Annotated in this window: 13 protein-coding genes; all 13 read right to left on the reverse strand. The window is 35.3% G+C overall.

Annotated elements, in window-relative coordinates; all coding sequences use genetic code 11:
• Positions 1–14 precede the first annotated feature (14 nt).
• Entirely contained in the window at positions 15–731 is a 717-nt protein-coding gene (locus B9T31_RS05575) for a PqiC family protein (protein WP_086181084.1), read from the reverse strand.
• A 31-nt stretch (positions 732–762) separates the two neighbouring features.
• Positions 763–2,451: an intermembrane transport protein PqiB gene (locus tag B9T31_RS05580; protein ID WP_086180967.1), complete on the reverse strand. Its 1,689-nt coding sequence runs from the start codon at positions 2,449–2,451 to the stop codon at positions 763–765.
• An 11-nt stretch (positions 2,452–2,462) separates the two neighbouring features.
• The gene (locus B9T31_RS05585; RefSeq protein ID WP_086180968.1) at positions 2,463–3,278 is read right to left on the reverse strand and encodes a paraquat-inducible protein A; all 816 of its coding nucleotides are present in this window, start codon (positions 3,276–3,278) and stop codon (positions 2,463–2,465) included.
• On the reverse strand, positions 3,275–3,937 hold the full coding sequence (locus B9T31_RS05590; RefSeq protein ID WP_086180969.1) for a paraquat-inducible protein A: 663 nt from the start codon (positions 3,935–3,937) through the stop codon (positions 3,275–3,277). The genes B9T31_RS05585 and B9T31_RS05590 overlap by 4 nt, the downstream gene beginning before the upstream one ends.
• Positions 3,938–4,205: 268 nt before the next feature.
• Positions 4,206–5,060 carry an SDR family oxidoreductase gene (locus B9T31_RS05595; RefSeq protein WP_086180970.1) on the reverse strand — a complete coding sequence of 285 codons (855 nt, stop codon included), beginning with the start codon at positions 5,058–5,060 and terminating at the stop codon, positions 4,206–4,208.
• Between the two features lie 109 nt (positions 5,061–5,169).
• The gene (locus tag B9T31_RS05600; protein ID WP_086180971.1) at positions 5,170–6,009 is read right to left on the reverse strand and encodes an SDR family NAD(P)-dependent oxidoreductase; all 840 of its coding nucleotides are present in this window, start codon (positions 6,007–6,009) and stop codon (positions 5,170–5,172) included.
• A gap of 51 nt (positions 6,010–6,060) precedes the next feature.
• Positions 6,061–6,630: a TetR/AcrR family transcriptional regulator gene (locus B9T31_RS05605; protein ID WP_086180972.1), complete on the reverse strand. Its 570-nt coding sequence runs from the start codon at positions 6,628–6,630 to the stop codon at positions 6,061–6,063.
• Between the two features lie 425 nt (positions 6,631–7,055).
• The gene (locus B9T31_RS05610) at positions 7,056–8,183 is read right to left on the reverse strand and encodes an alpha-hydroxy-acid oxidizing protein (RefSeq protein WP_086181085.1); all 1,128 of its coding nucleotides are present in this window, start codon (positions 8,181–8,183) and stop codon (positions 7,056–7,058) included.
• 25 nt (positions 8,184–8,208) lie between these two features.
• Positions 8,209–9,915, reverse strand: coding sequence for a D-lactate dehydrogenase (gene dld, locus B9T31_RS05615; protein WP_086180973.1), 1,707 nt, complete (start codon positions 9,913–9,915; stop codon positions 8,209–8,211).
• Positions 9,916–9,963: 48 nt separating this feature from the next.
• A complete protein-coding gene (gene mdlC, locus B9T31_RS05620) occupies positions 9,964–11,547 on the reverse strand; it encodes a benzoylformate decarboxylase (protein WP_086180974.1) in 1,584 nt (527 codons plus the stop codon).
• Between the two features lie 173 nt (positions 11,548–11,720).
• The gene (locus B9T31_RS05625) at positions 11,721–12,605 is read right to left on the reverse strand and encodes a LysR family transcriptional regulator (protein ID WP_086180975.1); all 885 of its coding nucleotides are present in this window, start codon (positions 12,603–12,605) and stop codon (positions 11,721–11,723) included.
• Positions 12,606–12,854: 249 nt separating this feature from the next.
• Positions 12,855–14,525: an MFS transporter gene (locus B9T31_RS05630; protein WP_228145984.1), complete on the reverse strand. Its 1,671-nt coding sequence runs from the start codon at positions 14,523–14,525 to the stop codon at positions 12,855–12,857.
• A 21-nt stretch (positions 14,526–14,546) separates the two neighbouring features.
• Entirely contained in the window at positions 14,547–15,671 is a 1,125-nt protein-coding gene (locus tag B9T31_RS05635; protein WP_086180976.1) for a zinc-dependent alcohol dehydrogenase family protein, read from the reverse strand.
• Positions 15,672–15,683 lie beyond the last annotated feature (12 nt).

Genomic DNA, 15,683 nt, shown 5'->3' on the forward strand with positions numbered 1-15,683 from the left:
GAAGTAAATAATGGTTAAGAACACATCACGCCTTCAATTTTAGGTATTTTTCTCTCATCGACTGCTATGGTAGATGTCGCAATAGCATCTATGATTTTATTAAGTGATTTCTGATAAGTACTCACAATATTCAAAAAGTTACGCTCTTGTCCGATCACTTTATTTTTAAAACTCATACGACAATTTAATTGTGCATATTCCTTCTGCTCCTTCTCTCCAGTATTCTGTCGATTTAATTTATTTGACTCATTACGCTTAATGACCCATGCTGCCATGACTTCAACTTCTGTTTTATCAATGTGTTCTACAATATCAAAACGTGAAAATTCCGTAGCAATGGTATAAGACGCTTTGCCTCCTGTCAGTCCTGTATTATAAACATCAATTGCCCCTAACTTTTGCTGTAGCCCAGCAGATAAACCACTTTGTAATTCATTACTCAAACTTGATGTCCAACGTTGATTATCCAACATATAAGATTGACCATTTGAATTCTGTAATACCAATAATGGGGTATTCAAACGTTCAGGTAAACTAACAGGTACAACTTCAATTAATTTAACATTTGAACTAACCAGAGGGGTAATTTTAGGTGTCAGTGTATAAAAATTAGGAGCAACTGATCGATAACATCCAGTGAAACCAACACCTACCCCCAAAGCAAGCAGGAAAATTCCACATTGATGTAGTTTCAAATTGGTAAAACGGGTCGCAACAGAATCTATGCTCATTTTATTTAAATTCATTCTTGTAAAATTAATTTTATTTCGCATTTTTCGCCTCTGGTTTTTTCCCACGAATTAACGATTCAGGATGCTGTTCAATATAATCTGCCATAAGTTGTATAGAAGCAGCAGCACGTGTCATTTGTTGAACTGCACGACGTATATCTTGTTGCATCGGTGAATCACTCGATAAAATTGAATCAGCAGATTGCACAGTTTTACGAACTTCATCTAACGTTGTTTGCATTTCAGGTGCAAGTTGTCCATCAAGCTGTTTAATTAATTTATCTGTAGAATTAATTGCAGTGTTCATATTGTTTAAGGTTGTGCGAACATCACCACCAATCTCTGTCAGTGGGAACTTGCTCAGTTTATCTGCAATTACAGATACTTGTGCTTGCAAACTACTTAACTCAGGCGGCACAGTTGGTACAACGATCATGCCATTTGTAAGCGTTTTTAATGATGCTGCTTTAGCTTTAGGGAATCGATCAAAGGCAATATAATTTTGCCCTGTTATGAGGTTTCCTGTACGCATTTGCGCACGTAAACCATTTTGAATAAAGTTTTTGAAGATAGTACCATTAGGATCCATTTCAGAGCCATCTGCGATTCGTGATGGATAAATAATTGCTTCAGCCCGCATATGCATTTGAGTATGATTATCACTAAACTCTGCATTAATTGAGGTTACTTCACCAATATCAATGCCCATATAATCAATAGGCGCTCCCACAGCTAAACCACGTAATGATTGATCAAAATACATGACAATTGGATACGCTTTACCATCAGGATTTTTCAATGCATCTGCTTGTGATCCCCAAAGCACAAAATTACTTTTATCTGCGGCAGCCTCTGCTTTTTTCGCATGCTCAGGATAACCAAATGCAATTCCACCCGCGACAATGCTTGCCAGAGATTGTGTTTTAAGATTAAAGCCTGAAGCATTTAGACTTACATCAATACCACTTGCCTGCCAAAAACGAGCATTTGTTGTTACGAATTTATCATAAGGTGCGCGAACAAAAACTTGTAGTTCAACGGAAGTTCCATCATTTGCAAGTTTATAAGCTGTAATTTGCCCTACGTTAATTCGACGATAATACAGAGGTGAACCAATATCAAGTGAACCTAAATCACTCGCTTTTAAGAGAAATGATTTTCCAGGAACGTCAGAAGAAACAACGGGAGGAAACTCCAGACCAATAAAGTCCTTTTTCTTCTCAGCAGCCTTTCCACCCTCAACTTCAATATAAGATCCTGACAATAAGGTGTCAATTCCAGAAATCCCACTTGTACCAATACGAGGACGAACAACCCAAAACTTTGAATCGGTGGAAGCAAAATTACTCGCGTCTCTAGTCAATTCAATTTGTACAATCACGTGAGATAAATCATCTGAAAGCTTTATTTGACGAACTAAACCAATATTCACTTGTCTAAATTGAACCGCCGTTTTTCCCTCAACCAATCCTTCTGCGGTTCTAAAAGATACACTAATCGTTGGCCCTACACTGAGAAAGGCTTTAACAGCAAGTGAAATTGCAATTAAAAGTGCAATGATTGGAATTAACCAAATGATGGACAATTTCCACTTCCCTGTTTTCTTTTTAGGCTCAGGCAACGTTTGACTGTTAATTTGCTTCACCTCATGTTCATTCACTTGTATTGTGACTGTTTTTTTAGGTTCTGGACTTTCATTCGTCGGGGTATTTTCAGACATATCCATCATTCTTATTGGTTAGCGTTTGAGGAATTATTAAAAAGTATAGGATCTTCTTTAATAATCGTTAAATTTTCAGATAACTTGTCTTGTTTTAAATCCCGATCAAGTGCAATGAAGTAATTATCCCATATTATTCTAGGATCGAAGCTTAAAGATGCAAATAAGGTCAATACAACAACTGCAGCAAAAGCAACAGCTCCTGGCCCTGCAAAAATGGTTGCTAGTGATTGTATTTGAATTAATGCGGTGAGTAATGAGACCACAAATACATCAATCATCGACCATCGACCGACCATTTCAACAATACGGTATAACTTTGCACATGTTGATGGTGAAAATTCTACACGTTGTGTAGATTGAAAATGGACAGCAATTAATAAAAAAAATAAAATAATGAGTTTTAATAATGGAATAAAGATACTTGCACAAAATATAATCGTTGCAACCAAATAATCGCCACTTTGCCAAAAATAGATAACCCCAGTTAATATGGTATCTTTTTGGCTTCCAAATAAAGAATCGGTAATAGTCATCGGGAGTAAATTTGCTGGAATATATAAAATACTCGCTGCAAGTACTAATGCAAAAGTTCGAGATAAACTATTTTGTTTACGATAACGTAATTTGGTACTACATCGCGTACATTTAGTAGTCATATTTTTCTGATTATCTAAATTCGGCTCATATGTATTTAATAAGCCACAGCACTGACAAATCATGAGTGACAAATCTTGCGCACGTATATATCTAGGATGATTTTTTAAGGCATCATCTTTATTCTTATGCTGTGTCGTGAATTGTTTGAAAATGTCTTGTATTTTCATGACATACACCGATCAATTTCATTCCAAATATTCTGCAATTGTACCGATGCAATGGCAACCATTAAAATGCTCAATATTGCAAATGCCCATAAAGCAATACCTGGAATAACCACCACCATTCCCACTAATTTCACGAGTGTAACGAGCACCCCCACTAAAAAAACCTCAACCATCGCCCAAGTACGAAATGCCGATAACAAACGCAATGCTGGAATTAAAAATTTTGGACGAATTTTTCGTATTTCTACAGAGCTTAAAACATAAAGCAACAACAAAATATTAATCAATGGCACAATAAATGTGGTGATCAATATCAGTGTACCAACAAAAGCGCGGTCAATCTTAAACATGGCCATTGCAGCACCAATTAAAGTCGTTTCTGAACTATTTCCTTGTAATTCAACAATAACGATGGGATAACTGTTTGCTAACACAAATACTATCAGTGCCGTCACAACCAAAGCTAAAAGATTCATTAAGGATTTTGGGGGTTGATAAAGCTCACCACCACAACACGCACAAAAAGCACGCTCACCAGATGCCAGTGTTACTTTTCTAGATATCGTGTCACATTCCTCACACCCAACTAATGCTGTTGTTGATATTCTATTTTCTTTGGCGGAAGGCTGTAAATTCACACGATTTGAATCATCGCTCATCGATCATAATACCTTTATTTATATTTAGTATAGATATTAAGAGGCTCAACTAACATCTAAACTGTATAATAATGCAATATTAAAGACTTATGCTAGATCATAGCACTTTAACTTATCATTATTTTATTGATTAATTGTATTTTTTTTATACATTTTTAATAAAAAATACTATATTGATGATTAAAATATAAAAGAACATTCTTAATACACTACCAATTATTCAAGAACATGAATCTCACATTCTTGAATAATCATAATGAATAGCATATTAGTTTGGAAATTCTACATTTTCTGAACCAAAGTCAGCAGCTAATGTTACATTTTTCCAATGTTTTAAATCGTTATCACGAACTTGTTCAGCAGCGCTTACATATTGCAATGCATCTGAACCAAGTAATAAGCGGTTTGGAAGTTGCGACTGTGCTGCAAGACCAATGATGATTTTCGAGATCCGTTCAGGATCTCCGACTTCCTGACCAGCATAGGTGTCAATAAAAGACTTAAATGTTGCTAAGCTCTCTTGATAATCATCAGGTAATTTGTCGATTGTTGAACGCGCATGATGTCCCCAATCTGTACGCATTCCACCTGGTTCTAAAGTACAAACTCGGATACCAAAAGGTGCGACTTCTAATGCCACAACATCACTAAAGCCCCCAACAGCCCATTTTGCAGCCTGATATGCAGATAATCCAGGACTACTTAAACGACCGCCTGCCGAAGATATTTGCAAAATTGTGCCATAACCTTGCTTGCGCATAGGTGTAATGGCTGCTCGAGTCATATTCACAACACCAAACAAATTTGTTTCAACTTGTGCTCTAAAGTCTACCGAGGATACGTGTTCAAAGGGTTGAATTTCGCCATACCCCGCATTATTTACCAATACATCAAAACGACCAAAATGCTGAAGAGTATAATTTACAGCATCTTGTGCTTGTTGTTCATTCGTCACATCTAATTCGAAACTTGTAAAATGTTCTGGGTATTGTTCTTTAAGTTCAGAAAATACAGATGTATTTCTAGCTGTTGCAACAACATAATCACCATTATTTAAAACCGCATTAACAATAGAATAACCTAATCCACGTGCAGCACCAGTTATTAACCAAACTTTTGACATTTTTTTACCTTCTTAAATTGCCTGTATCTCATGTTTTTTGAGTGTATTCAGTTGAAATATGACATCGATTCATATCATTCTTTTACACATATCATCACGTGATATTTAACTAACTTGGGATAAAACCCATTTTTCCTTCAAATGCAACAGACTCAGCTAACTCTTTTTGTGATTGCAAGATCGACAAACTATTTTGATATGCTTTTTCTAACGTGCTATAAGCATCAATACCTAGGGTTGTCCGTAATGGTGGATGTTCCAACTGACTTAAATTAAAAATAACATTTGCCATTTTTTTAGGATCTCCAGATGTTGTTTCCTCACCATTTTCTTGAATCCAATGGCGTAAATGACCGACTGTACTATTCTTATAAAAATCTGATTCATTCGTCCATTGAATATTAGCAACAAAGCCTGTCTTAATTGAACCAGGTTCTATGATGAGTGTTTTTATTCCAAATTCAGAAACTTCTTGGCTTACTGATTCTGCAAAACCTTCTAAACCAAATTTAGCAGCATGATATAAAGAGCCTGCTGCAAAACTCACTCTCCCCCCAATACTGGTAATATGAATAAATGTTCCTGAGCTTTTGGCCCGAAATGTAGGTAAAAAAGCCCGTGTTATATGAATTGGAGCAAGCAAATTTAATGAAATTTGTTGTTGAATATCTTGCTCTGTCAACTCTTCCATAGCCCCAATAATTGCTCCACCCGCATTATTTACCACAACATCAACATCTGGATGTCTTAATGCTACGCGTTTAATTTGTGCTGTCTCGGTAACATCAAGTGATTCAACTATTAATGTTTGTGGGTATTCTTGTCGTAATTCCTCAAGAATATTTGTACGGCGTACAGCTGCGACAACAGTATGCCCTTCAACCAGTAATTTTTTAGTCAGTTCTAAACCTAGTCCGCTAGAAGCACCTGTAATAAACCATTTTGCCATTGTATTTACCTTTTAGTGAGTGATTAATCAATCATTTAATATTTAAAAAAATTAATATCGAATTGCTTTCCAAACAATTTCGAAGCCTAAAGACATATAGTAATCTGTCTCTTTTTCATTGTTTGTCATTGAGTTAATGGTGGTATTCGCAATATCTTCAATAATGGAAGTCATAAATGAAATTGGAGCTTCCATTAAAATTTTTTGAATAACAGCATCTTCAAACATATGATAAACATCTAAGAATGGTTCGGACGCAACTGCAATAGAATCTTCTGAAATAAGTCCTGAAACCATTAATTGTGTCAGTGCACGGCGACCTTCAGGATTTCGCAATCCCCAACGCACATAACCTTGGAACAAATATTGTAATTGAACCTGATGTTTTTCATGATGTGGATAATTTGGCATCATAGAATCAGACAATGTTTTTTTTAAATACAGATATAATTCCTGAAATAACTTGTCCTTATTTTCAAAATAGGTAAACAAGGTTCCTTCAGCAACACCCGCTTTTTTTGCAATTATAGAGGTCGTCGCTAATACGCCTTGCTCTGCAATTGCTTGCATTGCTGACATCAGAAGTGCTTGATGTTTTTCTGGGCTGAGCGGACGAGCCATAATATATAAAAACTTAAAATGAGTAATCACTCAATTATATAAAAAAACAATCTGAATACAAGTTCTATTCATCAAAAAACTTAAAAATATGAATATTTATTTTACCCAATTATTTTTATATCTATAAATACAATTACTTATGAAAAACACAATATATTAAAGTATATATTTCTCTTCATCTGCAAGTTTTCTTCAAATTTTTTAGACTTATATTTTGAATCGTTAAATAAATGATATTCATTTCCGTCTATTGATCATCCGCTATCTATTTTAAATTAAGTGTTAAAAAAGCTTTTACATATCAGTCATGAATTACTATTAATGCTCATTTTTCCGATATGTAACGTTTCTCTTTTCAGTCTCAAAATAACCTTTTACTCATTCATTAGGATTTATATCATTCATCAAATAATAGATTGAAAATATTAAATTTTCACCAAGTACTCAGCACTTAATTTTTTGATCGAACTACAGCCTAATTGCGCTAATGTACGGTCAATATCTTGCTTAAGTAAATGAATCACATCATCCACACCTTGCTCTCCTTTTGCTGCTAGACCATATAACGTCGCGCGTCCTAAGCAAACCATGTCTGCCCCTAAGCATAAAGCTTTAACAATATCAGAGCCTCGTCTAAAACCACTATCAATTAAGACAGCACCTTGCATATTTTGAGCAACTGTATTCAGTGTTTCCATAGGTGAAATGCTGCAATCTAACTGTCGACCACCATGATTAGATAGAATAACTCCATCTGCACCACATTCAATACTACGTTGTGCATCTTCAAGACGAACAATACCTTTAACCAATAATGTATGTGGCCAAATTTCTCGAATTCTTTTTAAACTCTCCAGATCAAAACTTGCATCCATTTGTCTGCTCATAAGTGCCGCTTGAACTTCTAAACTATTTGCCTCGGAAGTCACAAAGTTTGCTAATTCAGGCATACCACTACGTAAAAATCTTAAAGACCATGCAGGATGTAATAAACTATCCATCACTAAACTCGGTGATAAACGTAAAGGTAAACTAAATTCATTTCTAATATCTCGTTCTCTATACCCATTTACACCAACATCAAGTGTAATAATTAAGGTTGTATATCCTGCTTTTAAAGCCCGATTGACCATTTGTATAGCGAGCTCTTGATGTACAACATAGAGCTGAAACCATTTTTCGCCATCACATGCTTGTGCAACGTCTTCTATCGACATATTTGATGCCGTTGAAAGCATGAATGGAATATTTGCTTTGGCTGCGCTTTTTGCTAATAGGCTATCAGCCTTAGGCCATAATGAACCATTCAAACCCGTCGGTGCGATGGCAAATGGAGCATCCCATTTTTTATTAAATAATTCACAAGAAATATCTCTACGGCTAATATCAATTAAGCGGTGAGGTTTAAACCGCCATTGATCAAATACCGCTCTATTCTGCTGTAATCCTTTTTCATCTTCAGCACCCCCATCCAAATAATCAAAAATGATCCGAGGTAAGGTTGCTTTCGCTTGCAGGCGATAATCTTCTACATTAATTAATTTACGAGACAAAGTGACTTCCTTTATTTCATTTAAACTAGATTTTTCCAATTGGATTCCAATACTTGTATTTGCTGGTTTTGCCGATACCAGGATTAAAACTATTTGTTGGGTCTAGTTGTTTTAAATGTGCTTGATAATCTGCGGATGCACTGTATAAATGTCCTACATTATGTTCTGCAGGATATTTAGCTCCACGAGATTCTAGATAAGTAAGAACTTCATTTTTAAACTGTTTTATATCTACACCATCTTTTAATAAATAATCTTGATGAGAAACAAAACAGAAAAAATGCCCACAGCAACTTTCCATTAAAACCTGATTCTGTAAGTGTTCTGGTAATTGAATTAACCATTGCTGGTCTGTTCTACAAAATGCCACATCAAATGAAACCAAGCGCTGATTTGGATCAATTTCATGGCTTTCACAATAGTAAATAATGCACCCACCGACAGCAAAACGAATGAGAAAAATATTTTTTTCTTCTTTTGCTGTACATTGGAAAAACTGTATTGGTTTTTCAGATGAAAAATGAGTCAATAACTGCTGTAATTCATGCCTTTGTTGTGCATCTATTTTAAGCATCAGCAAGTGGGGATATTGCTGATGAAAGTTTAATATTCTCGGTTCAATCCAAGAGGGAGTCATGCGATTAAAGAGTTGAATGAAACGATCAGCCATATTTTTTGGAAAAAATGGCGCTTTTTGAAAAAAACGGTCAATTTTGAATTTTAAATTGAATAGTTCAGGAATTTTTTCAGCACCCCAAATATCAATGGCTTTATACATATGTTTTGCATAACGCTGTGTTAATTGAAATGCGTGTTGATGAATATACTCTGCTTGACTTGGCAACACCGACAAATGCTTTAATAAATATTGACGTAATTGAATTAGTGCTAATTCATCATGGCTTCCAATCAAAAAGGTCACAGAATCTGTAGCTTGTTCAAAAGTCGGTAATCTCACTGCAAAGACTGCGAGTTTTCCTGAACATCCAGCAGCTTCATATAAGTATGTAGGATTACCGTTATATCGGGTTGGTGTTGGGGTATGTATATCCCGTAAATTCTCTGCATAATTTTCTGCCCAAATTCGACCATCCCACAAATCATTTTGTTCAATTTGATAATTTTTCTGTTCTAAATTTTGAAAAATTTCCTCAGGTGTACTACCTAATTCTATGCCTAAATGATTCACTAAGATTAATGCTCCATTTTCATCAATCTGCGCAAATAATGCTTTTTCTGTATAAGCAGGACCTCGATGAATTAAGGAGCCACCTGAATTATTACAAACACCCCCGATTACAGAAGCACCAATACATGAAGAACCAATAACGGAATGTGGTTCTCTTCCATAAGGCTTCAGTGCATTTTCTAACTCTGTTAATGAGGTTCCAGGAAAGGCAAGGACTTGATTCACTTGTTCTAATAAATGTAAACCTTTTAATTTTTTGGTGCTGACCACCACAACATTTCGGTCATAATCGTCCGCGTCAGGCGTAGAACCACCTGTAACTCCTGTGTTTGCTGCTTGTAAAATCATCACAACATCGTGTGTGACACAGCACACTAAGATATTCCATAATTCAAGTAAAGTATGGGGAATAACAACAGCAATTGCATCTCCTTTTCCAACTCTAAATCCTTTCAAATAAGGTGACATAATCGGCTTTTCAATCAATATTTGAGTTGGCTTTAAAATTTTTTGAAATGCTTGAATAATTGGATCATTTTGCACGTTGCTACTCCTTTGCACCCTGCTACCTTACCCTTTGGATTTCATCATTTACTGATGATTTGCTGTTAAAACCTCAATCAATGTTGGCTTATCTGAATTTAATGCCTGCTGAAAAGTGTAAATAAATTCTTCATCTTGACAAACACTATAAGCATTTACGCCATAACCTTGAGCAATTTGGCTAAAATTGATATCTGGGACATCCATTCCAGGTACATTTTTAGCATTCAAAACATCTGCAAACCAACGTAATGCACCATATGTTCCATTTTTAAGAATAATAAAAATAACAGGAATTTTATACTGAGCAGCAGTCCATAACGCAGTAATACTATAATTCGCAGAACCATCGCCAATAATTGCAACAACTTTTCGCTGTGACTGTGCCAATTGAATTCCAACCGCTGCTGGCATTGCAAATCCAAGACCACCTGCGGCTGCAAAATAATAACTGCCTTGTCCTGTTAAGCTTAAACGCTCCCAAAGTATATTGGTGGTAGAGGTTGATTCATTGGTATAAATTGTGTGCTCAGGACTGAACTGATTAATCAAATCGAATAAACGTTCAGGTTGAATAAACTGATGTTGACTTGACTCCGCTAATTCAACTGTTGGGCGCAATGGGACATTCGTCGTTTTTGTCTCTACAATTTCACTTAATCGAGTTAAACAATCCTCTAGATCGCAAATATAATTCGTTCCCATTGCAGCTCTGGCCGCTTCATGAATATCACACGAAAATGCAATGAGTTTGGTTTGTGCTGCTAAATATTCACCTGGTTCATATTGGTGATAACGAAATACAGGTGCACCAAAAACAAGTACAAGATCATATTGCTCAAATATGCTTGAAATACCTGCAATACTGGCAGGTAAAATTCCCTGAAAATGGGGATGCGTTGTTGGAAATGGGCAACGAGGAGAGGATGGTGCAACCCAGACAGGAGCATTTAAATTTTCAGCAAATTTAATGGCACTTTCATTTGCATATTGTCGATCAATATCTGTTCCAAAAACAATGGCAACATTTGTAGCTTGATTAATTTTTCCAGCAATTATATTTAAATAATGATGAGACAAACATTGTGAATCAACAACTTTCTTCGTCAGTAAATGATCATTTTGCTCGTCTACTTCAACATCCCAATCACTATAAGGAATAGAGACATACACAGGCCCCGCAGCTTCAGCACCTGCAATATCAATTGCACGTTTAATTGCATGTGGAACTTCTTCTGCACTTGCTGGTTCGTGACTCCACTTTACTAATGGCTTAGGTAATTGTGCTGCCTCTAAGTTTGTCAGTAAGGCCTCAACACCCATCATTGCACGAGTTTGCTGTCCCGATGTAATCACTAAAGGCGTATGAGAATTCCAAGCATTGCTTAAAGCGCCCATCGCATTCCCTGTCCCTGCTGCTGAATGTAGATTAACAAATGCAGGGCGTCCAGTTGCTTGGGCATATCCATCTGCCATCCCAACCACAGCACCTTCATGTAAGCCTAAAATATACTGAAAATCTACAGGGAAATCCTTTAAAAAAGGAAGTTCATTTGAACCTGGATTTCCAAATATTGTCGTTATTTCATTATTTCTTAAAATTTCATAAGTATAGTGATGAACTGTCTTCACAATAATTCCCTGATTGTGGTGTTATACACAAATCATAGGAGGATTAAAAATATAGATCAAATGAATAATAAATATTATTAATTATAGTTTAAATCTATATTTATAATTTTTTTGCTTCTATTTCACCTGAATACAAAGTATGAGTAAAATGTTGTTTTTGCATGAATACTCAATCATGAAAGTGTATCTTGTAAAAAATTAATAAACCATTTTTGTGCAATGACATCTCCTGCTTTTTTATACCAATGTAAGGTGACATCAAACTCTGGTAATTGAAATGGTGGCTCATAAATATTAATGTTTTCATTCGCTTCAAAATATGCCCCGATTCTCGAAGGCACTGTCACTATTAAATTATGTTTTTCAATTAATTCATTCAGAATACTAAACTGTGGAACGCGCAATTTTATTTTTCTTCTTAGACCTTTTTGATTCAAATAACTTTCAACTAAATTATGACCCGTAGATGCTGAAACAACTGCATGATTTTCTTTAAGAAACGTATCTAAATCCAACTTGTTGTTGATAAGCTTTATATTTCGGCTAACTAAACACACATATTTTTCTTGAAATAATCTAAGCGTATTTAAGTTTCTTTCTTCGAGATTTTTATTACAAATTGCTGCATCAATTTTCCCAGTAATGAGCCAGTCTGATAATTTATTCATATCGACAGTTACCACTTCCAAAGAGATATTTGGTGCAATTTTTTCTAAATCTTCATAAATTTTAGGTAAAAAATACATTCCACCAATATCTGTTAAGGCAATTTTAAAACAACGCTCACTATTTTTAATATCAAAATTTGTCACTTCACCAATGGTGTTTTCAATATCAATTAAGGGTTGATTCAAAGATTCATATAATTGGACGGAATACGCCGTTGGAATCATACCTTCTTTTGTTCTTGTAAATAATTGATCTTTAAATATATGTCTTAATCTAGATAAATTATGACTCACTGAAGGCTGAGTAATATTTAAACGTTCAGCCGCAATACTAACACTACGCGTATCGTAAATTGTAATAAATACTTTGACTAAGTTGAGGTCGATCATAATAGATGGAGCTAATAATAGCCTGAATGTAAATTAAATTTATACTATAAGAAAAGTACATTTAATATAAAGACATTTAATTTTATTTTTTATCGCGTTATGACAATGAAAGTTACATGCCTTCAATTTAATATCATCGCTAAAATCTAATTTTTAACTTTATATTATGTCTTTTAAAGAAGAAATATATTTTAATTCTTCGCTTTTTTATAAAGAAAGCTCACAATGCGTGAGCTTTCTTTATTCGTACTACTTGTTAATATCTACATTTTTTGTTTCTTTAAAGAAGATCAAACAAACGAATAAAGATAAAACAATCCAACACACGGGATACCATAAACCAAAGTATATATTTCCTGTTTGGATTGAAATGGCAAATGCAATTGTTGGTAAAAGTCCACCAACCCATCCACTTGCAAAATGATAAGGGAATGACATTGATGTATAACGAATTTTAGCAGGAAACATTTCAAGCAATGCTGGTGCAACAGGCGTTAAGGTAAATAAACCGCACCATACCAGTACAATAAGTAATGCAATGACAGGTCCTTTTCGAAACTCATCTGCATTTGCTTCTGTTGGAATGTTATTGGCTGCTAAATTCTCTTTTAAATTGGTCGTAATCTTAGCAATCGTTTCTTTATATCCTTCTTCCCCTACTTGAAAGTTTTCAATATGAGTATTGCCAACCGTAATAGATACATTCGAGATATTCGCGTCTTGTACTGTTGTATAACTTAACCCACTATTTGCTAATGCTTGTTTTGCTAAATCACACGGTTTAGTAAATTGTCGAGTTCCCGTCGGATTAAACATAAAGGAGCATTTTTCTTCTGTGGGTAAGTTTAAATAAATAGGTGTTTTTTCCAAACTTGCGACCATACTTGGGTTTGCAAAATATGCAACGCCTTTAAATATAGGAAAAATCACCAAAGCAGTTAATGTAAAACCGATTAAAAGTGTTTTTTTACGACCGATTCTATCTGACAACCACCCTGAAAAGAGAAACATTGGTATCCCAGCGATCAATGATATTGTGACAACAGAATTTGCTATTTGGGGATCAACTTTTAAAATTTGCGTTAAAAAGAAAGTCGGATAAAGTACTGCAATATAGTAAGCACATGTCATTCCCCCACAAATTCCAAAGAATGCAATTAATAATCTTTTAATATTTGTTGGGTCTAAAAATGTATCTCTTAATGGCGATTTAGATAATGTTTTTTCTTTCTGCATTTTTTTAAATGCAGGTGACTCATCCATACCTTTACGAATTTTTATTGAAAAAAGTAACAGTAATAACGAAAATAAGAATGGAATACGCCATCCCCATTCATTAAACTCATCTCCAGTCAGCCAGCGTGAAATCATAATGACTGCAAATGCCAATAATAATCCAAGTGTTCCAGTTGCTGAAATCCAAGAAGTATTGAGCCCTCTATTTTTAGAAGTTGAGTGTTCTGCAACATACGTTGCTGCCCCACCGTATTCACCACCTAGCGCCAATCCCTGAATCATTCGCATTGTAATCAACAATAAGGGGGCCCAAATGCCAATCTGATTATATGTTGGAAGTAAACCGACAATCACGGTACTAATTCCCATAATAATCACTGTAATCATAAAGGTCTTTTTTCGGCCAAGTTTATCGCCTATCCGACCGAATACAACTGCACCAACAGGCCGCATAATAAAACCGACCGCGAAAATTAATAATGCAAAGATAAATCCTGTAGATGGGTCTAAACCCGAAAAAAAGTTTAATGCAATCACAGCTGCAAGTGCACCATAAAGAGTGAACTCATACCACTCAAATACGGTTCCGACAGATGCAGCAAAGATGACTTTTTTTGTTGCTTGATCTGGAACTTCCATGTGTTCAGCAGGTTGCCCTGCTATGGAATTTATTTCCTTTTCCATATTCATTTCCTATACGTTTACTTAAAACATAATAATTTGACGAATCGCTTCACCTGACTTTAGACGGTCCATACTTTCGTTAATTTCTTCTAATTTCAATTTATGCGTAATTAATCGATCTACAGGTAATTTTCCTTTTAAAAATAAATCGATATAATTTGGAATATCACGGCGCGGTACGCTTGAACCCATATAACATCCTGAGATTTTTTTTTCATCTGTGACTAAATTGGTTAAGGGAAGCTGAAATGTTGCATTGGGTTTGGCTAAACTCGCACTGACAATTTCTCCGCCTCTTTTTGTTATTTTCCATGCAAATTCAATCGCACTTGGATGACCTGCAAACTCCAACACAATATCGACTCCTCCATGCGTCAATTCTTTAATTTTATGATCTGCCTCAGGATCATTTGAATTAATACAAAGATCTGCACCCAATTCCTTACAAAATTCGAGCTTTTTATCATTTACATCAATTGCAATAATTTCCTTAGCACCCGCAGCAATACAGCCCAGTAAAGCAGACATTCCAACTCCACCCATACCAATAATGGCAACAGTAGAACCCATTTTTAAACTAGATGAATTTAATGCTGCACCGACACCCGTTAATACTGCACAGCCAAATAAAGCTGAATATTCATAAGGAATATCTTGTTTTATTTTCACTAAAGAGTGCTTTGATACCACTGCATATTCAGAGAAAGCTGAAATACCTGAGTGATGGAAAAAGAATTCTGTATCTTTTTTAATTTTTTGAGCGCCTGAAAAAAGCGTGCCTTTAGCCCCTGAAATTGCACCTGGTTCACATAAAGATGGTTTGCCAATCGAACATGGTAAACATTCTCCACATGAAGGTACAAAGCTACAAACAACATGGTCTCCAATCGCAAAATTTTTGACATTACTTCCAACTTCAACAATTTCCCCTGAAGCTTCATGCCCAATAACCATCGGCAGTGGTCGTGGACGCACACCTTCTATAATCGATAAATCTGAATGGCAAATGCCGGCAGCCTTTATTTTTAATAGAACCTCATCAGGACCAGGAGGCAAAAGCTCAATTTCCTCAATGATTAAAGGGCGGCTTTGTGCATAAGGAAACTTACAATTCATATTTCTTAAAACAGCTGCTTTGGTATTCACTTTAATTCCCTT

Source organism: Acinetobacter sp. ANC 4558 (assembly GCF_002135375.1).
In the GTDB taxonomy this organism is placed as follows: Bacteria; Pseudomonadota; Gammaproteobacteria; order Pseudomonadales; family Moraxellaceae; genus Acinetobacter.